Genomic DNA, 20,457 nt, shown 5'->3' on the forward strand with positions numbered 1-20,457 from the left:
ACGATGCGGTCGAGTAGCTCTGCCTGCTGTGGTTCCAGGGCGGTGAGGTGGCTGAGTACGGCAAGGATTTCGACGAGTTCCCGGCTCCAGTCGTGCTCCCAGTGCTCGGGACGCTCGCGGTCGAGTTCGCTGGTGATTTTGCCGGAGGCGCGGTTGCTGCGGTAAGCAAGCCAACTGTCGAGTACGTTGCGCCCGCCGGTGGTGTAGTTGCGCATGCGTGGCGTGACGCCGGTGAAGATGCCCCCTTCGATGATCAGGTGCCCGTGTTCGCTGTCGTAGGTGATGGTAGAAGGGAGCGTGTCGGGCGCGACTTCTCGGGCGTACTTGATCTCGGGGTGTATGCGTCTCCACCAGTTTGGTGTTCCTGCCGGGCGGCCGTTGTCCGGATTGATGCACCGCGTGCCGAAGGTGGAAGCCCACAAGATGTGGCGTCCCAGGTTGATGGCCTCGTGCCATAGGCCGGAATCGGCGGTTAAGGGGACGTGTACGCCAAGGGAGTTGAGGTCCTCCGCATAGCGCTCGGTGAAGGCGGGGTGGGCTGTGACGGCGGCGATGTAGGCGAGCAGGTCCTCGGGGAGGACTTCTTGGAGGCCGTAGGAGTTGGCGAGGTGGGGTAACAGTCCTGGGGTGATGTTGGGGGCGTGGTCGGCATGCAGGAGCGGCAGGACGCGGCCACCGTTTCCTTTGAAGTAGTCATTGTCGGGAATGAGGGCGGTGAAGAGCAGCGCCGGGCCGGTCTGAAGGCGTTGGGTGTGCTGTTCGACGACGAAGACCTGGCCGTCGATGTCGGCTTGCCACAGCTCGGGGCGGGAGCGGTCGATGACGCGGCCGTCGGGTATGAGCCACTGGCGGTCCAAGGCCCTGCGGGCGATGCGTATCGGAGCAGGACAGGGGCCTCGTTCGTCGCGGAGAAGGGTTGGTGGGTGGGGATGACCGGGGATCTGGAGGGCTTCTTTGTCCAGAGTGCGGTCGCCGGTCTCTTTGAACAGCGCATGTTTTGTGGCGGGGTCGCGTTCTTGGATGAGGCGGTTCCAGCGTCGACGAAGGATGGATTTGGACGGGCTGATGACCCAGTTCCGGTTGGGTTTGATGCCTGGTTTGCACCACGGCATGAGGTCGGTGAGGGCGGGGAAGGTGTCCCAGCCGCTGTGGGAGGCGGGTGTGAAGGGGGCGGGTTTGACGGGCCGGGAGGTGCGCCAGCCGGGACCGTTGATGTGCAGGTCGTGCAGTTGCTGTTCCTTGTCCTGCCGGGTGCCATGAACGGCCGTGTAGTGGACGGGGGCCAGTTCGTCTCGCCGATCACCTTGCCGACGAACGAAGATGGCGATCGCTAACTCCTGCTGCACACCGGGGAAGAAGCGGCTGTTGAGCGGGGGTCTTTTGGTTTCGGGCGTGAGATCGATGACCCAGCCCTCGGTGCAAGTGCGCCGCAAGTAGGAGCGCATGCCCTGGAAGCCAGGGCCGCGGATGAATCCGCCGGTGCTGACGAAGCAGACGACGCCGTGGCGGTGGTCGTCGTGCTGGTCGAAGACTTTGTGGGTGGCCCAGCGCCAGAAGTAGGTACACAGGCTCTTGAGTTTGTTCTCGTACACGCCTGCCGCACCGCGTAGCCGGAAGTCGTCCAGGGGCGGGGCGCCGCGGCCCTGCGAGCCCTTCTCGATCCACCCGCCTTGGCCTTCTGCCTGCTCACGGTGGGGAGGGTTGCCGATGACCACGGTGATGCGCTCGTCGCGCTGGATGGTGCTGGCTGCTTCGGCGTCATCACGTAGGGGTCCCCACAAGGCGCCGTAGCGGTCGAAGAGTTCGCTGGGCCGCCAAGGGTCGGCGAGGGTGTCGGCCAAGTGCAGGCGCATGTCGCGCAGCCGGACCCGGGCATTGAGGTGGCGCAGCATCTGCCCGACGCGCATCTGAGCGACGGCGAAGGCGCCCATCTGTTTCTCGAACCCGATCAGTCGGCCGGCGAGTTCTTGTACGGATTCGGCGCGGAAGCCTTCGTTGCCGCCCTCGGTCTGCTTGCGGGCGACGAGGTCGATGATGCCGGTAAGGAAGGTGCCGGTGCCCATGGCCGGGTCGATGATGGACACACCGGGGTCGGCGAAGCCGTCCGGGCAATCCAGTGTGGCGGCCAGCACCTCGTCGACAAGGCGGATCATCTCCGTCACCAGCGGGGCCGGGGTGTAGTAGGTGCCGGAGTCCTTGCGCAGGTCGGCGTCGTACTCCTGCAGGAAGTGCTCGTAGAGATGGATGTGGAAGCCGGGTTCGCCGGCCAGGGCACTCCTCCAGTCGATAGCGTCGATGACGCGGACGAGCATGTCGAGGCTGTCGCGGAATTCTCCCTCGACCTGGTCGGTAAGGATCTGCAGAGCGCGACCCATGACGGAGTGCTCCGCCCCCAGGCGCCGACCGACCTCATGCAGGCTCATCCCCGCCAGTGCGCTGTCGTAGCCATCGGCGGTGTCGGAGCTGGCGAGCAGGAGTGCGAAGGTGACGGACTGGGCGTAGCGGTCGGCGAAGGCCGCCCGTTTGTCCCGGTCGTCCGTGGTCGGGAAGAGATCGACTTCGAGGGTGGAGGCCAGGTCGGTGAAGGGGCGCTGGTGGCGGCGGAGGCTGGCTTCGGCGTCGAGGCGGTCGTGGACGGCATCACGCAGGAGAGTGCACAGCGGGGCCACCTGGGCGACCACCTCCCGCATCGACGTCAGTGGCTGTGGTTGCCAGCCGAAGAACGCGGCCAGCATCGCTTCAAAGGGGGCTTCAGCGGCGACCGGCAACCGTAAGCGATAGCCGGCGCTGCGCAGATCACCCTCGAGGTGGATGGCTTCGCCGTACTGCCGACCGGAGCGGTACATGATCCACGTCTGACCGTTGGTGTAGATCAGGTTGGGCAGTTTCGCCATGCCTTCCCACTGACGGCGGTCGCGCTGGTTCAGGCCACCAGGGTGGATCACGCTCTTGTCGGGGCTCTTCAGTTCGACGTAGCCGACGATGTTGCGAGGTAACTTTCCGATTCGCACTGCCAGGTCGGGGCGTATCCGGTGCGCGGTTATGGCCACCTCGGCATGCAGGACGGCCCGCAGCCCCAATACCCCTGCCGCGTCGACGAGAAGAGTTTCTACCGCTCGGCGTATCGCGGCTTCCTTCTGCCCGTGCAGTAACGCCTGCTTGCACGTCGCCCCGAACTCGCTGACGATCCGCCGGAACCCGTCCCTGCGTTGCATCCCGCCCCCCGAGGCCAGCACGCTCCCGCATCCGCCTCAACCCACGGTAAACACAACATCACTCATCGTCGAGAGGGCCACTCAACGGCACCTCGGTTACAGTGCCGGGCCATTGCCGGGTGTCGAGCATCCAGTCGGCCGCGCCCGCTCCGACAATGGGGCGCGGCCTTCGCGGATGAGGGACCTGGATGCCGAAGCAGTCACGCAGGCGGGCGGCCATGGCGAAGGCCAGGGACTGCACGAGCGAGGTGCCGACGTGCGGGGTGCCGTTGATCTGGGTGCCGACGACCAGCACGATCCGCCCGGGTGGGGAGAGTACGGGCCATCTCTCTACGAGTTGACGAACAACTCCGGCCTGCTCAAGGTAGTTCTGCGGCCAGGGCGCGGAGCGCTGGGACGAGTTCGGGATGGTCCCCGCGCGAGGCCGACTGCAGTAGCTCGGTGATGACGATGATCTGTGTGACGCGTCCGGACTCTGTCTTGAGTACGGAAAACGTATCGCGGACCCGCTGGGCGAAGGCGGGGACGAGCAGGGAGTACGCCAGCAGCATGGCTGCGTCGTAGCCGGCTGGTGCCAGGCCGAAGCCTTCCCAGTCGAGAAGGCAGGGGGTGGTATTGGTGAGGTTGGCGGTGTGCAGGTCTCCGTGGGCCGTCGTCCAGTCCGTGATCCGAGGGCCGGGCATGTTGAGGAAGCGGGGGACGCTGCGGTCGACCCACTCCTGCCGGACGGCCACGCGGTCCGTGTGGATGCTGCTCACGTATTCCAGGTCAGTGCGGAGGGAGTCCCACCACGCGGTTGACGGATCCAGTTCCGTGCGCAGGACGGGGCTGGAGCAGGAGGCGGTGCTGGCTGGTGGCGATGGCGCTGCGGAGCGCGGGGAGGTAGGGCTGGACGATGGGGCTCCATCGGGCCAGACCGTCCTGACGCAGCCGTATGGAGATCCTTCCGTCGGCCTGGACGGTGAAGATCTGGGTGGCGTGACCGGTACCCGCGCCGAAGTAGGCGGTCCTGGGCTGGCAGAGCGCGACTGCTGCGTCTCGGTTCTCGCCCATGAGGCGGGCGTGGACTTCGCGTCCGTCGGCGAGGAGGGTCTCACCGCCCGCGGACGCTGGCTGCAGACAGACCAGGAGGATCAGGCGTGGTGGCGCGGGGGTGCCCGACCGTTCGGTGTGGGCTTGCAGTTCGCCGCTGCCGAAGCCTGCGAAGCCGGCGCGGTGGGCATGGCTGCCGGTGTCGTGGATCAGGGTCAGGCCGTCCGGGGCGCCGTGCGGGTGATGCGTGATCTTCAACATTCGGGAGGTGAACGCCAGGACCTCCTGCCGGGTCGTCAGTCCGCTGAGGGTGACCAGGCCGGTCTCACGAAGCTGTGCGGCGATCACGTCGTTGGCGTGCGGGGCGCGGAGGTTGACGTAGTGGTCCGCGAAGAGAGTCTCGGAGCCTGCGGAGGCGTCGAGCATCGCCGTACTCCTTCGATCGGGGTCGGTGTGATCAGAGTGGGGAGGTGTGGTGGTCTGGGTAAAGCGACAGACTGTCGACTCGGACAATTCGGTCGCCCTGGTGGTGGGCTGAAGCGCGCGTGCTACGTTCCGAAGGCCCGGCTCGCTCACCGCAGGACGAGGACCGTCATGACGTACACGCCGCCGCTCTGGCCCGTCTCCGTGAAGGGCGTTGCGCTCGACGCGCGTGGTCGCGTGCTGCTGCTGCGGAACGAGCGTGATGAGTGGGAGCTACCCGGAGGCCGCCTGGAGATCGGCAGCCCCGATGGCGAACAACGGCCGGACAGCAGCCCTGAGGCGGCGCTGGAGCGTGAGATCGAGGAGGAGACCGGCTGGGAGGTCAAGGCCGGCCCGCTGATCGACGGCGGCGTGTGGGTCTACCAGCCCATCCCGGGGCGGCGGGTGCTGATCGTGACCTACGGCTGCACCGTGCTGACCCCCGAGCGACCGCCTGTTGTCAGCCACGAGCACAAGCAGCTGGGCATGTTCGCCGCCGACGAGGTACCGGAACTGAACATGCCCGACGGCTACAAGCAGGCCATCGCCGCCTGGTACGGCAGCGGGCACGACGGCCCGGCCGCCCTGGACGACCACGAGCGGGTGTAGCCGACGATGGCCGGGAGCGAGATCGCGAAGCGGACGGGTGAGAGCAGGCTCCCGCTTCCCCGGCCCTCGGCCCGGCACGCCCAGTGGCACTGGGCGACACCGCAGGCCCAACTCGTACTGGCCGCAGGGGATCTGGCCGGCATCCTTCGCTTCTACCGACGCGTGCACGGCCTGAACCAGACAGCGCTCGCTGAACTCCTCGGCTACGACAAGACCTACATCTCCGCCTTGGAACTGGGGAAGCGCGCCCTCGACGACATCGGCTCCCGGCGCCGCGTCTGCGAGGCTCTGCGGTTGCCTCCCCACGTCCTCGGCATCACCGACCCAACCGACACGGACCACTGGGCCATGCTGCAGTTCGGTGAGTCGACAGTCCGGCTCGCCGAGATCGCCCGCCAGTCCGGCCATGCCTCCGAAGCCGTCTCGGAGCTGTGGCCGCTCGTTGCTCGGCTCGAAGCCCGCGTCGACGACGGCCACACCGAGCGGGACATCCTGCACCTGCTCGCCAGGGCCCGCGTCGGCCTCGGCGTCGCCCTGGGCAACGTGCTGCCGGAGGAACGCCTGGCCACCGCCGCCCGCTGGACGGCCAAGAGCCTGGAGATCGCCGAGTATTTCGGGGACCCGGGCATGACCTCGTACGTGCTGCGCATGCACGGCAACGAGCTGCGCAAAGCCAACCTACGGGGCGCGGCGGTCCAGCGGTTGTGCCGCGCTGCCGCCACCGCACCCGACGACAACGCCCGCGCCGCCGCATTCCCGCTGCTCGCCCGGGCCGCCGGAGGGCTGGGCAACGGCGAACTGTTCGACTGGGTGATGCGGGAGACTGACGCCCTGCTCGACCGCGTCGACCACACCAGCTTGTTCAACCCCTTCTCCCTCCACGAGATCCGCCTGCGCGGTCTCGTCTCAACCGGGCGCACCGACCTGGCCATGCGGCTGGTGGAACACAGTCCAATGCCCACGACTGTCGTGGCTCCACAGTGGCGCGTCATCGAACTGATCACTGTCGCGCACGTCCAGCTACTCGCCAGCGACACGGGCGGAGCCGCCCAGTCGCTCGATACCGCTACCCAGGAGGCCGTTGTGCAGCGACTCCCCCATCAGCTGCAGCGGATCATGCGAACTGCGGGGTCACGGCTGCCCGCTCAGCAGGCCGCCGCTTCGCAGTCACTGGACCGGATACGCAGCGAGATGGCCGCCTAATGGGAGTGTCCGCGTGAGTGATCAGCCCGACAAGCCGTTCCTACAGATCGTGGTCTACGCGGCTGGGATCGCCGCCGACGTCGGCAAGCTGATCACCGCAGCACAGGAACTGCACTGGGACGTCGGCGTCATCGCCACCCCACAAGGGCTCGGCTTCCTCGTCGCGGAGGCGGTCGAGGCGCAGACCGGCCGCCCCATTCGCTCGGCATGGCGGTCACCAGGTGAACCGCGCCCGACTCGGCCCGCGGACGCGATCGCGGTCGCCCCGGCCAGCTTCAACACCGTCAACAAGTGGGCCGCCGGGATCTCCGACAATCTCGCCCTGGGCGTCCTGTGCGAAGCACCCGCCATGGACATCCCCGTCGCCGTGCTGCCGTACCTGAACTCAGCCCAGGCCGCCCACCCCGCGTACCGCCAGAGTCTGGAACGGCTACGCGAGATGGGCGTCCTGATCGGCTCGTACGAACCGCACCGGCCAAAGGCCGGGGGCGGGGCCGACCGCTACCGCTGGGAGGAAGCCCTGGAGCTCCTCGCGCCCAAGCTGTCCGCGAGCGGAGAACAAGGACACCGGTGAAGCCCAGGGCACATCAGTGCCCTCGCTCAAACCCATGTGCCCTCAATGGGCCCTGGCGGCCTGACGGCCCTCCTCCGCGCACGACGAGGGCGGGACCCGAAAGCCCCGCCCGAACCCCACGAAACCCCAGCTCAGGGCCACACCAAGCAATACGGCTGATGCCCCGCCTCATGCAACCGATGGCTGAAGTCCTGCCACTCGTGCAGCAGTTGATACACATTGAACGCATCCCGTGGCCCACCCCGGTCCGGCACCGTCGACCAGATGAAGGCTGCGGCGCCGACCGCCTCCTCGCCGATGCCGCGGAGGGGGTCCACGACGGTCATGGGGAGTCTGACGACGGCGTAGTCAGGGTGGAGGACGACCAGTTCCAGGGGTGGCACCTTGTGCAGGGGGACGCCCTCGATGCCCGTCAGTACCATCGCGGCCATCGTCTCGGGCTTGATCTTGGTGAACATGCCGTTCATACCGAGCTCGTCGCCGCCGAGTTCCTCGGGGCGCATCGAGATCGGGACGCGGGCCGCGGTCGCGCCGTCGGGTGCGCCGAAGTACTTGTACGTCACCCCCACCCGACCACCATTCCTGCTCCCCGCCCGCAACCGCTCGACCCGCTGGCCGGGATCGTGCCGCTCGGGCTCCTGTCCGCCCTGTGCCTGACGTGAGTCAGCTCCACTCTGTGCCTGACGTGATTCAGCCGCTTCCTCCGCCTCGCGTCGGTGCCTTCCCCGCCGGGCACGTCGAGGACCCAGATCATCAGTCCCCTCGCCCAGTCCGCCACCGCGATGCATATCTCCACCCGACTGCTTTTCTAGGACGCGTGGCCCCCGCCGCGCAACCCGATCATCGTGTCAGTGACCTCCCCCACGGCCGCCCGCCGAAACGTGCGCTGAAACACCTGTCCGCAGGATCTTCGCAGCCCCTGAACAAGCTTCGCCACAGCATGGCCGGTGAGAGGTCCCATATGACATACGTACGGGATCCCCGTATGAGCTGTGTGTATCAGGTCTCAGTTTCGCAGACGGGGAGACGGGTGCGGGACCACGTCCGCTTCTCCCGCCGCCTACCCTGAGGAGGTCACCGGGGTCCGGTCGGCAAAGCGTCGGCAACCGGGAGTCCAAGAAGCCCAGGAAATCGGAGAAGGTCGGAGAAGTCGCAGGACATGAGTGAACTGCCATATTCATACGATGCGCCTGTCTCGCAGGCTCTGTTCGACCGTGCGGCGGCCGTCACGCCCGGCGGCGTGAACTCGCCGGTGCGCGCCTTCCGGGCGGTGGGCGGGACACCCCGTTTCATGGTGTCCGGCCGCGGGCCCTATCTCACCGACGCCGACGGGCGCGACTACGTCGACCTGGTCTGTTCCTGGGGACCGATGATCCTCGGGCACTCCCACCCCGAGGTCATCGCCGCCGTCCAGGACGCCGTCCTGCGCGGTACGTCCTTCGGTACGCCCGGGGAGGGCGAGGTCGCGCTGGCCGAGGAGATGGTCGCCCGGATCGAGCCGCTGGAGCAGGTGCGGCTCGTGTCCTCCGGCACCGAGGCCACCATGTCCGCCATCCGGCTGGCCCGCGGGTTCACCCGGCGCACCAAGGTGATCAAGTTCGCCGGGTGTTACCACGGTCACGTCGACTCGCTCCTCGCCGCCGCCGGGAGTGGCGTGGCCACCTTCGCCCTGCCCGACACCCCCGGCGTCACCGGCGCCCAGGCCGGCGACACCATCGTGCTGCCGTACAACGACCTCGAAGCCGTGCAGGAGGCCTTCCACCGGCACCCCGGCGAGATCGCCTGCCTGATCACCGAGGCCTCGCCGGGCAACATGGGCGTCGTACCGCCGCTGCCCGGCTTCAACCAGGGACTGAAGGACGCCTGTCGTGAGAACGGCGCGCTCTACATCTCCGACGAGGTCATGACCGGCTTCAGGACCAGCAAGGCCGGCTGGTACGGCATCGACGGCGTCCGGCCCGACCTGATGACCTTCGGCAAGGTCATGGGCGGTGGCTTCCCCGCCGCCGCGTTCGGCGGGCGGGAGGACGTGATGGCGCACCTCGCGCCCGCCGGGCCCGTCTACCAGGCCGGCACCCTCTCCGGGAACCCGATCGCCACCGCCGCCGGACTCGCCCAGCTGCGCCTCCTCGACGACGCCGCGTACGACACCGTCGACGCCGTCTCGGCGCGGATCCAGGCCCTGGTCACCGAGGCGCTCAGCAAGGAAGGCGTCGCGCACCGGCTGCAGACCGCCTCCAACATGTTCTCCGTCTTCTTCACGGACCGTGCGGTGCGTGACTACGAGGGCGCCAGGAAGCAGGAGTCCTTCCGCTTCACCGCGTTCTTCCACTCGATGCTGGCGAACGGCGTCTATCTGCCGCCGTCGTCCTTCGAGTCCTGGTTCGTGTCCACGGCCCACGACGAACGTGCCGTGCAGAGGATCGCCGACGCCCTCCCGGCGGCGGCCCGAGCAGCGGCGGAGGCCCAGGCATGAGCAACCCGGACATCACTGTCGTACACGTCATGCGGCACGGCGAGGTCGCCAACCCGGAGGGGGTGCTGTACGGGCGGCTGCCCGGGTACCACCTGTCGGAGCTGGGGCGGCAGATGGCCGACCGGGTCGCCGAGCACCTTGCCGCCCGCGACATCGTGTACGTCTGCTCCTCCCCGCTGGAGCGCGCGCAGGAGACGGCCACGCCGATCGCCAAGGCGCACGGCCTGGATCTCGTGACCGACGAGCGGCTCATCGAGGCCGACAACGTCTTCCAGGGCAGGACCTTCGGCGTGGGCGACGGGGCGCTGCGGCGGCCCGAGAACTGGAAGCACCTCGTCAACCCGTTCAAGCCGTCCTGGGGCGAGCCCTACGTCGAACAGGTCGTACGGATGATGGGGGCGCTGGACGCCGCGAAGGACGCCGCGCGTGGGCATGAGGCCGTGCTGGTCAGTCATCAGCTGCCGATCTGGATCGTACGGTCGTACGTCGAGCGGCGGCGGCTGTGGCACGACCCGCGCAAGCGGCAGTGCACGCTGGCGTCGCTGACGTCCTTCACGTACCAGGGGAACCGGATCGTCTCCGTCGGGTACTCGGAGCCGGCGCGGGATCTTGTGCCGCCGCATCTGCTGGCGGGGGCGAAGCCGGTCAAGGGGAAGGACAAGGCCTTCGGCGCGTAGCGCTCCGCGGGTTGCCGGGGAGGTTGCGGGGGTGCGGGGGTGCGGGAGCTTGCCGGTGGCTGCCGGTGGCTGCCGGTGGTTGCCGGGTGGTGTTCGGGTGCCGGTTGGCGGGGGCTGGTCGCGCGGTTCCCCGCGCCCCTCAGGGCGGTTGTCGCGCCGTTGTTGCGTTTGTGCCGGGATGCCGGTGGAAGCAGCTCTGAAATGGGGGTTTCCGCCCAGAAGGGGGGTGCGCAAGATCCCCGGAACGGACATGCGAAACTTTTCACATGAGTGCCGCCAGCCGCGCCCCCCTCACCCTCACCGGTGCCGCCGTCGCCGCATTGCTGCTGTCCGCCTGCGGCTCCGGAGGGACCTCCGGCGGGGGCGGCAACACCAACTTCGTCATGGGTGAGGACGGCGTCGCGACCGTCGGTCAGGGCGAACGGGCCGCGGCCCCCGATCTGTCCGGCGACACCATCGACGGCAAGCAGCTCGACGTCGCCTCGTACAAGGGCAAGGTCGTCGTGCTGAACGTCTGGGGCTCATGGTGCGCCCCCTGCCGTGCCGAGGCACCCGGTTTCGAGAAGGTCTACCAGGACGTCAAGGACCAGGGTGTGCAGTTCGTCGGCATCAACACCCGTGACACCAGCACCAAGAACGCCCTGGCCTTCGAGAAGGAGCAGGGCATCACCTACCCCAGCCTGTACGACCCGACCGGCAAGCTGATGCTCCGGTTCGAGAGGGGCACGCTCAACCCGCAGGCGATCCCCTCCACGCTCGTCCTCGACCGGGACGGCAAGATCGCCGCCCGCTCGCTGGCCGCACTCAGCGAGGACAACCTGCGCAAGATGCTCACCCCGGTCCTCGCGGAGAAGTGACGTGACCGGGGTGTCCACGCTGGCCGCGACCGGCTACAACGGCACGGTGCTCAACGGCGCCCTGCTGATCGCCCTGCCGATCGCGCTGCTCGGCGGCCTCGTCTCCTTCTTCTCACCGTGCGTCCTGCCGCTCGTCCCCGGCTATCTGTCCTACGTCACCGGCGTCGCCGGCACCGATCTGGCCGAGGCCCGGCGCGGGCGGATGGTCGCGGGCGCCTCGCTGTTCGTGCTGGGCTTCACCGCCGTGTTCGTCTCCAGCGGCGCCCTCTTCGGGTACTTCGGCGACACGCTGCAGGACAACAAGAGCGTGCTGTCCAAGGTGCTGGGCGTGCTCATGATCCTCATGGGCGTCTTCTTCATGGGCCTGATGCCATGGATGACCCAGCGTGAATTCCGCTTCCACCAGCGTCCCGTGGCCGGGCTCGTCGGCGCCCCCTTCCTCGGCGCGCTGTTCGGCATCGGCTGGACGCCGTGCATCGGCCCGACCCTCGCCTCCGTACTGACCCTGTCCTCGCAGCAGGGCAGCGCCGGGCGCGGCGCCATACTGACCGTCGCCTACTGTCTCGGCCTCGGCCTGCCCTTCGTGCTCACCGCGGTCGCCTTCCGCAAGGCGCTCGGTGCCTTCGGCTGGGTCAAGCGCCACTATGTGTGGGTGATGCGGACCGGCGGCACCATGATGATCGTGACCGGTCTGCTGCTGCTGACCGGCGCCTGGGACAGTCTCGTGTCGGAGATGCAGAACTGGTCCAACGGCTTCACTGTGGGGATCTGATCGATGAGCAAGACGACCGCCTCCGACGCGACCCCGGCCGCCGCCGAGGACCAGCGCCCGCCCACCGCCGAGGACCACGGCCCGCCCACCGCCGAGGACCACGGCCCGCCCACCGCCGAGGACCAGGACCTGGGTGCCGCCGGCTCCCAGCTCTCCACCGCCCCCAAGGAGGAGCTGCCGAACCTGCCCTCCATGGGCGTCATCGGCTGGGCCCGCTGGTTCTGGCGCCAGCTCACCTCCATGCGGGTCGCCCTGCTGCTCCTGCTGCTGCTGGCGCTCGGCGCGATCCCCGGCTCGCTGATCCCGCAGTCCGGAACCGACGCCACCAAGGTCGCCGACTTCCGCGACCGGCACGACATCCTCGCGCCGGTCTACGACAGGCTCGGCCTCTTCCACGTCTACAGCTCGGTGTGGTTCTCCGCGATCTACATCCTGCTGTTCGTCTCCCTCATCGGCTGCATCGTGCCCCGCACCTGGCAGTTCGTCGGTCAGCTGCGCAGCCGTCCGCCGCGCGCGCCGAGCCGGCTGACCCGGCTGCCCGCGTACACGACCTGGCGCACCGAGGCGGAGCCGGAGCAGGTCCGCGAGGCCGCGCTCGCCCTGCTGAAGAAGCGGCGCTTCCGCGCCCATCTCGCCGGTGACGCCGTCGCCGCCGAGAAGGGCTATCTGCGTGAGGTCGGCAACCTCGCCTTCCATATCGCCCTGATCGTGATGCTGGTCGCCTTCGCCGTCGGCCAGTTGTTCAAGATGGAGGGCAACAAGCTGGTCGTCGAGGGCGACGGCTTCTCCAACACCCTCACCCAGTACGACGACTTCAAGTCCGGCACCCTCTTCGACACCGACGGCCTCGCGCCGTTCAGCTTCACCCTGAACGACTTCCACGGCACCTACGAGGCCTCGGGCCCCAACAGGGGCACACCGCGCGTCTACCAGGCGGACATCACCTACAGCGAGGGCGCCTACGGCAAGGACAAGAAGACCAGGGTCAAGGTCAACGAGCCGCTGGAGATCGGCGACTCGAAGGTCTACCTCACCGCCCACGGCTACGCCCCCGTCGTCACCGTCCGGGACGGCAAGGGCGACGTCGTCTACAGCGATGCCGTGCCCCTGCTGCCGCTCGACTCCAACGTCACCTCCTCCGGCGTGATCAAGGTCTACGACGGCTACAAGAACGCCGAAGGCGTCAGCGAACAACTCGGCTTCCAGGCCTTCTTCCTGCCGACCTACGCCGAGGGCAACGAGGTCTCCTCCACCTTCCCGGCCCTGCTGAACCCGGTACTGAACCTGGAGCCCTACCACGGCGACCTCGGCGTCAACTCGGGCATCCCGCAGAGCGTGTACCAGCTCGACAAGTCGCACATGAAGGAGTTCAAGGACTCCTCGGGCGCACAGATGCGGGAGAACCTGAAGCCCGGCGAGACCATGACGCTCCCGGACGGCGCCGGCACGGTCACCTACGAGGGCACCAGGGAGTGGGCCAACTTCCAGATCACCGAGCAGCCCGCCAGCGGCTGGGCCCTCGCCGGCGCCATCACCGCGATCTTCGGTCTCGCCGCCTCCCTGTTCATCCAGCGCCGCCGGGTGTGGGTGCGGGCGGTGCGGGGTGCCGATGGCATCACGGTCGTCGAGATGGCAGGCCTGGGCCGCAGCGAGTCCGCGAAGGTGCCGGAGGAACTCGGCGATCTCGCGGGGGCGCTCTACGACCAAGCCCAGGGGGCGCGCGACGACACGGAGGCGCGCGACGACACGGGGGCACTCGACGACACGGGGGCGCCCGACGACACCGGGCCGCCTGACGACACGGAGACGCCCGACGACACGGGGACGCCCGATGACACGGGGACGGAGCCGGACGGTGTGTCCGACTCCTCCGCCGTATCTGCCGAAGGGGCCGAGAAATGAATCCAGGCCGAGAAATGAATCCTTCCTGCCGACCTCACCGCCCGACCGCAAGTCGCCGGGATACCCACCCGAAGGAGTGCTGAGGTGTCTCTCGCCGCCGCAACCGATCTCGCCGCCGCGAACAACGAAAACCTCGCGAACCTCAGCAACACGCTGATCTACTCCGCGATGGCCGTCTACACGCTGGCCTTCTTCGCCTACATCGCCGAATGGCTGCTCGGCAGCCGCAGCAAGGTCGGCCGGACCGCCGCCGCACTGACCGCCGAGAAGGCCGCCAAGAAGACCACGGCGAAAGCTCCGGCCGTCACGGTGAAGACGGCGGGAGGGACCGCCGTACTGGAGCGGCCGAAGGTCGTCGTGCGGGCCGCGGCCGGTGCGCGGGATGTGCCCGACGGGCCGGGGGCGCACGGCGGGGACGAGCAGGGCGACCTCTACGGGCGTATCGCCATCTCCCTCACCGTCCTCGCCTTCCTCATCGAGTTCGGCGGTGTGCTCAGCCGGGCCCTGTCGGTGCAGCGGGCGCCGTGGGGCAACATGTACGAGTTCAACATCACCTTCTCGACGGTCGCCGTCGGTGTGTACCTCACACTGCTCGCGCTGAAGAAGAACATCCGCTGGCTGGGACTCTTCCTGATCACCACGGTCCTCCTCGATCTCGGCCTGGCCGTCACCGTCTTGTACACCGCCAGCGACCAGCTGGTTCCCGCCCTCCACTCGTACTGGCTGTACATCCACGTCTCGACGGCGATCTTCTGCGGCGCGGTGTTCTACGTCGGCGCGGTCTCCACGATCCTGTACCTCTTCAAGGACTCCTACGAGAACAAGCTCGCCACCGGCGGCACGCCCGGCCGCTTCGCGACCTCCGTGCTGGAGCGGCTGCCCGCATCGGCCTCCCTCGACAAGTTCTCGTACCGCGTCAACGCGGCCGTCTTCCCGCTCTGGACGTTCACGATCATCGCGGGCGCCATCTGGGCGGGCGACGCCTGGGGCCGCTACTGGGGCTGGGACCCCAAGGAGACCTGGTCCTTCATCACCTGGGTCGCCTACGCCTGCTACCTGCACGCCCGCGCCACGGCCGGCTGGAAGGGCCGCAAGGCCGCCTACCTGGCCCTCCTCGCCTTCGGCTGCTGGCTGTTCAACTACTACGGCGTCAACATCTTCGTCTCCGGCAAGCACTCCTACGCGGGCGTGTAAGTCCCTTGCGGTGAAGGCCGGTTCCCGTGACCTGGATCACGGGAACCGGCCTTCGTCGTGCGGACAGGTGAAAGGCGTGGAGACGAATCTGCGGAAACGCATCCGCGCGGGGGATCACGACGCCTTCGGTGACCTCTTCGACGCGTACGCGCGCTCCGTGTATAACCATGCCTTCCGGCTCACGGGGGAGTGGAGCACGGCCGAGGACGTCGTCTCGCTGACCTTCCTGGACGCCTGGCGGCTGCGCGAGCGGCTCGACGAGGAGGGCGGCTCGCTGCGCCCGTGGTTGCTCGGCATCGCCACCAACGTCGCCCGCAACACCCGCCGCACCGCCCGAAGACACGCGGCGGCCGTCGCCCGCCTGCCACCCGCCGAGACGGTACGGGACTTCGCCGACGACGTCGCGGGCCGGCTGGACGACGCGACGCAACTGGCCGTCGTACGGACCGCGTTGGCGAAGCTGCGGCGGGCCGAGCGGGAAGTGCTGGCGCTGTGCGTGTGGTCGGGGCTGAGCTACGAGGCGGCGGCCGAGGCGCTCGGGGTGCCCGTCGGGACCGTACGATCCCGGCTCTCGCGGGCGCGGTCGAAGCTGGCGAAATACATGGAACCGCCTTGCTCGCGCGGACAGATGACAGGTGACCGCACCACGGCGGTCGGGCCCATCAGGGAGGGAAACCGATGAGCCAGCTTCCCGAACTTCCCGAAGGTCCGGAACTTCCCGAACATACGGGACTTCAGGAACTTCCCGAACGCCCGGAGCTCCCCGAACATCGGGGACTTCAGGAATTTCCGGGACTTCCGGAACTTACGGGCCTTCCGGAACTTCCGGAACTTCCGGAGAGGGACCTTCCGCCGGGCCGTCACCGACTCCTCAAAGAGCATCTGATGGCCGGGATCCGGCAGGAACGCGAGGCTTCCCCGCGCAGGTCATGGCTGCGCCCCGTACTGGTCGCGGGCGCCGTCGCGACCGTAGCGGTGGCCGCTTTCGCCGCCCCCTTCGGCTCGTCCGAGCCCGCCGTCTCCGGGGACGCCGTGGCGGTGCTGGAGGGCGCCGCACGGGGGGCCGAGGAGGAGGAGTCGTACGGCACGGTCCGCTACGACCAGTTCGTCTACATCAAGAGCCGGATCGCCTACACGAGCCAGGAGGGCGGCGGCCCCGAAAAGCTCGACCCGGTGCACGTCCGGGAGATCTGGCGGTCTGTGGACGGCACGCGTGCCGGGCTCCTGGAGGAGGACATCGACGGCAACAGGCACGTGGAGTTGGAGCCCTCCGAGGACGGCGGGCGGTCCACCGACTACCGCGACCTGGCCAGGCTGCCGACCGACCCGGACGAGATGTACGACTGGCTGTACGAGACGAGCGGTGAACAGGTCGACGCCGAGCACCGGGACCGCGACGAGGAGGCCTTCGTCCTGTTCGGCGATCTGATACAGGAGTCGCTGATGCCGCCCCGGGTGAGCGCCGCGCTCTACCGCGCCGCCGCCCGGATCCCGGGGGTCGACGTGGTCCGGGGCGTCAAGGACGCGGAGGGCCGTGAAGGGGTCGCGATCGTCCGGCGGAGCGGCGGTGTGCAGGTACAGCTGATCTTCGACGAGACGACGTCCGCCTTCCTCGGCGAGCGGGAGATCGACGAGGACGGCACGGTCCGCGGCATCAGCGCGATCCTCGACCGGGCCGTCGTGGACAAGGCGGGCCAGCGCCCGTAACGCGTGCGGAAGCGCTGCTGAAGGGCCACGCTGGTGTCATGACCGGTTCCATCGAGCAGGGCGCCAGTCAGAACCACGGGAGCACGCACATACTCCACCTCCTGGTGCGGCTCCCGAGGCCCATGGAGACGGTCTGGCCCGCCCTGGCCAGCGCGGACGGCCTCGCCGCCTGGTTCACCCCGGCCGACGTCCTCGAACCCCGCCTCGGCGGCACGGTGACCCTGCGTGACGTCGGTTCCGGGAGAGTCACCGCCTGGGACGTGGAGCGGATCGCCGAGTACACGGTGGAGGGCGGTGGCCGCCTCCGCTTCCATCTGGAGCGCGCCGGGGACGAGGGCAGCACGCTCCGCTTCACCCATGAGTTCCGGGGGGAGCAGGAGTCGGAGGAGCGGTGGCGGGCGCGGTTCGAGCGGCTGATCGACAGCCTGGAGAGCGGTCGGTGACCGGCCGGTGACCCGGTGACGGTCAGCCGACCGAGATCGAGTCGAGCTTCTGACGCAGATACACATGCGAGTCGACCGGCGCGTACGCCACCCGCCCCACCGGCGCCGGTACGGACTCCACGAGCGTGCCCGGGGTGCACTCGCCGAAGTAGACGAGGGACATCAGCTCCTCGGCGGGCGCGTCGGCGGGCGGCGGGAGGACGCGGTGGCGGCCGGAGCGCCAGCGGTCGCCGGTCCAGCGGGCCATCAGATCACCGATGTTGACGGTGAACGCGTCCGCGTCGAAGGGGGCGTCCCGCCAGCCGCCGTCGTCCGTGTAGACCTGCAGTCCGCCCTTGCCCGCCTGCCGGTCGAGGATCGTGACCGTGCCGAAGTCGGTGTGCGGGCCGATGCGGAACTGACCCGGCTCGGGCTCGCCGACGACCTCGGTCCCCGGATACCAGTTGATGTTGAAGCCGTACGTCGGATGGTCCATGTGCCGGGAGAAGAAGTCGGGTTCGAGCCCGAGAGCCTCACCGAGGAGGGAGAGGAGCGCCCTCTCCAGGTCGGCCATCCGCGCAAGGTACTCCTCGCACAGTCCCCGGAGTTCGAGAACCTCCCGGGGCCATACGTTCGGCGCGTACCACTCCGCGTTGACCACCGGGTCCTCGAAGGGCTCGTGCGTCGCGAAGGTCAGCGACTCCTTCAGGTCCGGCGGGGTCCGGGTGCCCTCCGAGTACCCGTTGGCCTCCGCCCCCGGCCCGAGCCAGCCGCGTCCGCCGACCTTCGCGGCGTACGGCTGCTTGACCTCGGCCGGCAGCGCGAAGAACGCCCTCGCGGCCTCCCGGATCCGGGAGGGCAGCGCCGGGTCCACACCGTGCCCGGTGACGAGCAGGAACCCGGCGGTCTGCAACGCCTCGTCGACGGTCCGGGCGATCCGCGCCCGGACCCGCGGGTCGCCGTCGAACCACGGCTTCAGGTCGATCGTCGGGACAATCGTGGGGATACGGGGCTCAGTCACCGATGTCCTCATTCCACAGGGCGGGATTGTTCTTGATGAAGTCGCGCATCATCCCGACGCACTCCGGATCGTCCAGGAGCACGATCTCGACGCCGTGCTCGGCCAGCCAGTCGTGGCCGCCGTGAAAGGTGACCGCCTCACCGATCACCACCCGTGAGATGCCGAACTGCCGGACCAGCCCGGAGCAGTACCAGCACGGCGACAGCGTCGTCACCATCGTCGTCCCGCGATACGACCGCTGCCGTCCCGCGGCGCGGAAAGCGGCCGTCTCCGCGTGCATGGCCGGGTCGCCGTCCTGCACCCGCCGATTGCGGCCGCGGCCGAGGAGCGTGCCGTCGGCACCGTAGAGCGCGGCGCCGATCGGGATGCCGCCCTCGGTGAGCCCGGCGCGGGCCTCCTCGGTCGCCGTGGTGAGCCAGGTGTGTGCCTGTGCCTGATCCATACGTCCACTCTGCTGGCCCGGAGACACCGGGGCAACGGGCGGAAGGCCGGGGGCCGACTGTGACCGGGGATCACGGGCGGGTGTGCAGCAGACGGGGGGAGTTCTCGAAGCCGCGGCGGGCGTAGGCGGGGATCGCGCGCGGGCTGGAGTGCACGGTGACCCGTTCGAGCCCCAGCGCGCGGGCACGGTCCAGCACCGCGTCGAGAAGCCGGGCGCCCAGCCCGCTGTTCCGCTCCTCCGGCACGACGTACACGCATTGCAGATCACCTGAGGCCCGGTTGAGCGCGCGCGGAGTCGGCACGCGGGGGAGCACGGCCAGCCAGGCCATGCCGATGACCGTGCCGTCGCGGACCAGGACGGTGCATGTGTGCGATGTGGTGTTCTCGCGGGCCCAGACAGTGAAGTGCCTTATGAAATCCCCGCGTTGGATGTCGAGTGCCTGGCCGCCCTCAAGAATCCACTGCCAGCGGAGCCCGGCGACGGCTTCCAGGTCCTGAGGGCCGGCCGGGCGGATCGTGATGTCGCTGCTGCTCTGCATGTGCGCATTGTGAGGGAGACGGCGGGCGGGTACGGACCGTCTGATTCTGCTACCGGTCTGTCAGTCAGCCGGTCAGAGGCCGCCGCCGAGGAACTGCCGGACGCGGCCCGGCAATGGACCCGTTCCACGTCGTGCCCCTGGCCGGCGGCGTGCCGGATCGGTCACGGATTCCCGGGTCCGCCTCGGCGGAGCGGGTTCTGTGTCGTCGGCCGATCCGCGGCAGGGGAGGGCAGGCCGTCGTAGTCGGGCAGCGCCCAGTCGCCCCTCTTCCGGTCCCGGCTGGTCGACGTCGAGAGCCTCGCCCTCAGCTTGGAGATGGTGAGGATGACGGTTCGCGCGACCTGGCCGAGGGAGTGGAACAGACGGATTCCCAGACGGGAGCTGGGGAGCAGGATTCGCATGGAGCGGAAGCTGGCGGGCTCCTTGGACTTGATGAACGGGCGCATCGCGGTCTCGTAGCTGCCGAAGGCGGTCGACGGCTTCTCGGCGTTGCGCTCCAGCTCGTTGGCCATGATGTAGGAGCCGATGAGGCTCGACGTGACTCCCCAGCCCGCCGGGGGCAGGCCGTGCGCGGCGTCCCCCACGAGGACGACGCGGCCCTGGTGCCAGCGCTCCGCGACGATCTGGACGACCTCCTGGGAGTAGAAGTTGTCGCTGGACTCAAGGGCGTGGAGGAAGCGATCGGTCTGCCAGCCGGCGCCTCGCAGCTTGTCCGCATAGAACCGCTTCTGCTCGTCGACGGGCTTCCTGTGGATCGCTCGGGCCTCGGGGGAATTGTCCCTGAGGAAGAAGTAGATCTGGGTCTCGGTCTCGCTGTGGCTGCGACGGATGACGAGTCGGCCGCCGGGGGCGTTGTACATCGTGGCGATATCGCTGTCGGACTCGTCGCGGGGGACGATCCAGTAGGCCACGTTCACGCCCGATCGCCGGTACGGGTCCGGGGCGCCGGGAGGCAGGATGGCCCTGCGGATGCGCGACCCCTGGCCGTCCGCGCCGACCAGCAGGTCGAACGTTTCGGAGGAGCCGTCGGCGAAGTGGACCTTGACGTGCTCGTCGTCCTGCTCGAAGCGCTCGATCATCGTGTCGAACCTGAACTCCGCCCTGTCCTTCGCGGCGTCGTAGAGGATGCGCAGGAAGTCCGCGCGCATGATCTCGTACTCGGAGGTGATGGACGCGGTCCCGCGGCCGGACGTGTTCGGCATCATGCGCGCCTTCACCCGGCCTTCGCTGTCGATCATCTCGAAGCCGGCCTCGTGCACCTGTCGGGCTTCGACCGCATCGAGCAGTCCCATGCGCTTGACGACGTCGACGCCCTGCGCCCGGAGGTCGATCTGCGCGCCGGAGGCCCTGAGGG

The 20,457-nt window shown here is 68.7% G+C and carries 20 protein-coding genes and 1 pseudogene; 12 read left to right on the forward strand and 9 right to left on the reverse strand.

Annotated features, from left to right (window positions below; all coding sequences use genetic code 11):
- Positions 1-80: 80 nt before the first annotated feature.
- The 4 genes and pseudogenes from GFH49_RS09580 to GFH49_RS09595 all read right to left on the reverse strand — a co-directional run.
- A pseudogene (locus GFH49_RS09580) lies at positions 81-3,215 on the reverse strand (type ISP restriction/modification enzyme); the annotation flags it as partial.
- A gap of 58 nt (positions 3,216-3,273) precedes the next feature.
- Entirely contained in the window at positions 3,274-3,510 is a 237-nt protein-coding gene (locus GFH49_RS09585; RefSeq protein WP_155055391.1) for a hypothetical protein, read from the reverse strand.
- A gap of 64 nt (positions 3,511-3,574) precedes the next feature.
- Positions 3,575-3,973, reverse strand: coding sequence for a phosphotransferase (locus GFH49_RS09590; RefSeq protein ID WP_155055392.1), 399 nt, complete (start codon positions 3,971-3,973; stop codon positions 3,575-3,577).
- Positions 3,974-3,983: 10 nt separating this feature from the next.
- Positions 3,984-4,673: a TauD/TfdA family dioxygenase gene (locus GFH49_RS09595; RefSeq protein ID WP_155055393.1), complete on the reverse strand. Its 690-nt coding sequence runs from the start codon at positions 4,671-4,673 to the stop codon at positions 3,984-3,986.
- 168 nt (positions 4,674-4,841) lie between these two features.
- Between GFH49_RS09595 and GFH49_RS09600 the strand changes: the two genes are divergently transcribed.
- From GFH49_RS09600 to GFH49_RS09610, 3 genes are read left to right on the forward strand one after another with little or no spacing between them, the layout of a single operon-like run.
- A complete protein-coding gene (locus GFH49_RS09600) occupies positions 4,842-5,318 on the forward strand; it encodes an NUDIX hydrolase (RefSeq protein WP_155055394.1) in 477 nt (158 codons plus the stop codon).
- A gap of 6 nt (positions 5,319-5,324) precedes the next feature.
- Positions 5,325-6,521, forward strand: coding sequence for a helix-turn-helix transcriptional regulator (locus GFH49_RS09605; RefSeq protein WP_230396217.1), 1,197 nt, complete (start codon positions 5,325-5,327; stop codon positions 6,519-6,521).
- A 13-nt stretch (positions 6,522-6,534) separates the two neighbouring features.
- Positions 6,535-7,095, forward strand: a complete 561-nt coding sequence (locus tag GFH49_RS09610; protein ID WP_155055395.1) for a flavoprotein — start codon at positions 6,535-6,537, stop codon at positions 7,093-7,095.
- Between the two features lie 131 nt (positions 7,096-7,226).
- Here GFH49_RS09610 and GFH49_RS09615 read toward each other — a convergent pair whose 3' ends face one another.
- Positions 7,227-7,664: a hypothetical protein gene (locus GFH49_RS09615; protein ID WP_067057744.1), complete on the reverse strand. Its 438-nt coding sequence runs from the start codon at positions 7,662-7,664 to the stop codon at positions 7,227-7,229.
- A 590-nt stretch (positions 7,665-8,254) separates the two neighbouring features.
- Between GFH49_RS09615 and hemL the strand changes: the two genes are divergently transcribed.
- The 9 genes from hemL to GFH49_RS09665 all read left to right on the forward strand — a co-directional run bounded on the left by hemL (position 8,255) and on the right by GFH49_RS09665 (position 17,123).
- Entirely contained in the window at positions 8,255-9,571 is a 1,317-nt protein-coding gene (gene hemL / locus GFH49_RS09625) for a glutamate-1-semialdehyde 2,1-aminomutase (protein WP_155055397.1), read from the forward strand.
- Positions 9,568-10,248: a histidine phosphatase family protein gene (locus tag GFH49_RS09630; RefSeq protein ID WP_155055398.1), complete on the forward strand. Its 681-nt coding sequence runs from the start codon at positions 9,568-9,570 to the stop codon at positions 10,246-10,248. Before hemL ends, GFH49_RS09630 begins: the two co-directional genes overlap by 4 nt.
- A gap of 266 nt (positions 10,249-10,514) precedes the next feature.
- Complete coding sequence (locus tag GFH49_RS09635) at positions 10,515-11,105, forward strand: TlpA family protein disulfide reductase (RefSeq protein ID WP_155055399.1); 591 nt, start codon at positions 10,515-10,517, stop codon at positions 11,103-11,105.
- 1 nt (position 11,106) lies between these two features.
- The gene (locus GFH49_RS09640; protein ID WP_155055400.1) at positions 11,107-11,877 is read left to right on the forward strand and encodes a cytochrome c biogenesis CcdA family protein; all 771 of its coding nucleotides are present in this window, start codon (positions 11,107-11,109) and stop codon (positions 11,875-11,877) included.
- Between the two features lie 3 nt (positions 11,878-11,880).
- The gene (gene resB, locus GFH49_RS09645; RefSeq protein WP_155055401.1) at positions 11,881-13,779 is read left to right on the forward strand and encodes a cytochrome c biogenesis protein ResB; all 1,899 of its coding nucleotides are present in this window, start codon (positions 11,881-11,883) and stop codon (positions 13,777-13,779) included.
- Positions 13,780-13,863: 84 nt separating this feature from the next.
- Positions 13,864-14,973, forward strand: coding sequence for a c-type cytochrome biogenesis protein CcsB (gene ccsB, locus GFH49_RS09650; protein ID WP_155055402.1), 1,110 nt, complete (start codon positions 13,864-13,866; stop codon positions 14,971-14,973).
- Between the two features lie 76 nt (positions 14,974-15,049).
- Positions 15,050-15,655, forward strand: coding sequence for an RNA polymerase sigma factor (locus tag GFH49_RS09655; protein ID WP_230396218.1), 606 nt, complete (start codon positions 15,050-15,052; stop codon positions 15,653-15,655).
- Positions 15,652-16,680 (forward strand): CU044_5270 family protein, encoded by a 1,029-nt coding sequence (locus GFH49_RS09660; protein ID WP_196217910.1) that lies wholly within the window; start codon positions 15,652-15,654, stop codon positions 16,678-16,680. The genes GFH49_RS09655 and GFH49_RS09660 overlap by 4 nt, the downstream gene beginning before the upstream one ends.
- 38 nt (positions 16,681-16,718) lie before the next feature.
- Entirely contained in the window at positions 16,719-17,123 is a 405-nt protein-coding gene (locus tag GFH49_RS09665) for an SRPBCC domain-containing protein (RefSeq protein ID WP_155055404.1), read from the forward strand.
- Between the two features lie 22 nt (positions 17,124-17,145).
- Here the strand turns inward: GFH49_RS09665 and GFH49_RS09670 are convergent, their stop codons facing one another.
- The 4 genes from GFH49_RS09670 to GFH49_RS09685 form a co-directional block, all read right to left on the reverse strand.
- The gene (locus tag GFH49_RS09670; protein ID WP_155055405.1) at positions 17,146-18,135 is read right to left on the reverse strand and encodes an isopenicillin N synthase family dioxygenase; all 990 of its coding nucleotides are present in this window, start codon (positions 18,133-18,135) and stop codon (positions 17,146-17,148) included.
- A complete protein-coding gene (locus GFH49_RS09675; protein ID WP_155055406.1) occupies positions 18,116-18,565 on the reverse strand; it encodes a nucleoside deaminase in 450 nt (149 codons plus the stop codon). Before GFH49_RS09675 ends, GFH49_RS09670 begins: the two co-directional genes overlap by 20 nt.
- A 70-nt stretch (positions 18,566-18,635) precedes the next feature.
- Positions 18,636-19,103 (reverse strand): GNAT family N-acetyltransferase, encoded by a 468-nt coding sequence (locus GFH49_RS09680; RefSeq protein WP_155055407.1) that lies wholly within the window; start codon positions 19,101-19,103, stop codon positions 18,636-18,638.
- Positions 19,104-19,264: 161 nt separating this feature from the next.
- On the reverse strand, positions 19,265-20,457 hold a 1,193-nt coding region (locus GFH49_RS09685; RefSeq protein ID WP_155055408.1), incomplete at its 5' end, for an FAD-dependent monooxygenase.

This window comes from Streptomyces blattellae (assembly GCF_009709555.1).
Lineage (GTDB): Bacteria > Actinomycetota > Actinomycetes > Streptomycetales > Streptomycetaceae > Streptomyces > Streptomyces blattellae.

What these genes read in the sequence shown, in the direction of transcription:
- GFH49_RS09595 (WP_155055393.1), bottom strand. Translation starts at nt 4,673, where the DNA reads ATGCTCGACGCCTCCGCAGGCTCCGAGACTCTCTTCGCGGACCACTAC.
- GFH49_RS09600 (WP_155055394.1), top strand. Translation starts at nt 4,842, where the DNA reads ATGACGTACACGCCGCCGCTCTGGCCCGTCTCCGTGAAGGGCGTTGCG.
- GFH49_RS09605 (WP_230396217.1), top strand. Translation starts at nt 5,325, where the DNA reads ATGGCCGGGAGCGAGATCGCGAAGCGGACGGGTGAGAGCAGGCTCCCG.
- hemL (WP_155055397.1), top strand. Translation starts at nt 8,255, where the DNA reads ATGAGTGAACTGCCATATTCATACGATGCGCCTGTCTCGCAGGCTCTG.
- GFH49_RS09630 (WP_155055398.1), top strand. Translation starts at nt 9,568, where the DNA reads ATGAGCAACCCGGACATCACTGTCGTACACGTCATGCGGCACGGCGAG.
- GFH49_RS09635 (WP_155055399.1), top strand. Translation starts at nt 10,515, where the DNA reads ATGAGTGCCGCCAGCCGCGCCCCCCTCACCCTCACCGGTGCCGCCGTC.
- resB (WP_155055401.1), top strand. Translation starts at nt 11,881, where the DNA reads ATGAGCAAGACGACCGCCTCCGACGCGACCCCGGCCGCCGCCGAGGAC.
- GFH49_RS09660 (WP_196217910.1), top strand. Translation starts at nt 15,652, where the DNA reads ATGAGCCAGCTTCCCGAACTTCCCGAAGGTCCGGAACTTCCCGAACAT.
- GFH49_RS09665 (WP_155055404.1), top strand. Translation starts at nt 16,719, where the DNA reads ATGACCGGTTCCATCGAGCAGGGCGCCAGTCAGAACCACGGGAGCACG.
- GFH49_RS09670 (WP_155055405.1), bottom strand. Translation starts at nt 18,135, where the DNA reads ATGAGGACATCGGTGACTGAGCCCCGTATCCCCACGATTGTCCCGACG.
- GFH49_RS09675 (WP_155055406.1), bottom strand. Translation starts at nt 18,565, where the DNA reads ATGGATCAGGCACAGGCACACACCTGGCTCACCACGGCGACCGAGGAG.
- GFH49_RS09680 (WP_155055407.1), bottom strand. Translation starts at nt 19,103, where the DNA reads ATGCAGAGCAGCAGCGACATCACGATCCGCCCGGCCGGCCCTCAGGAC.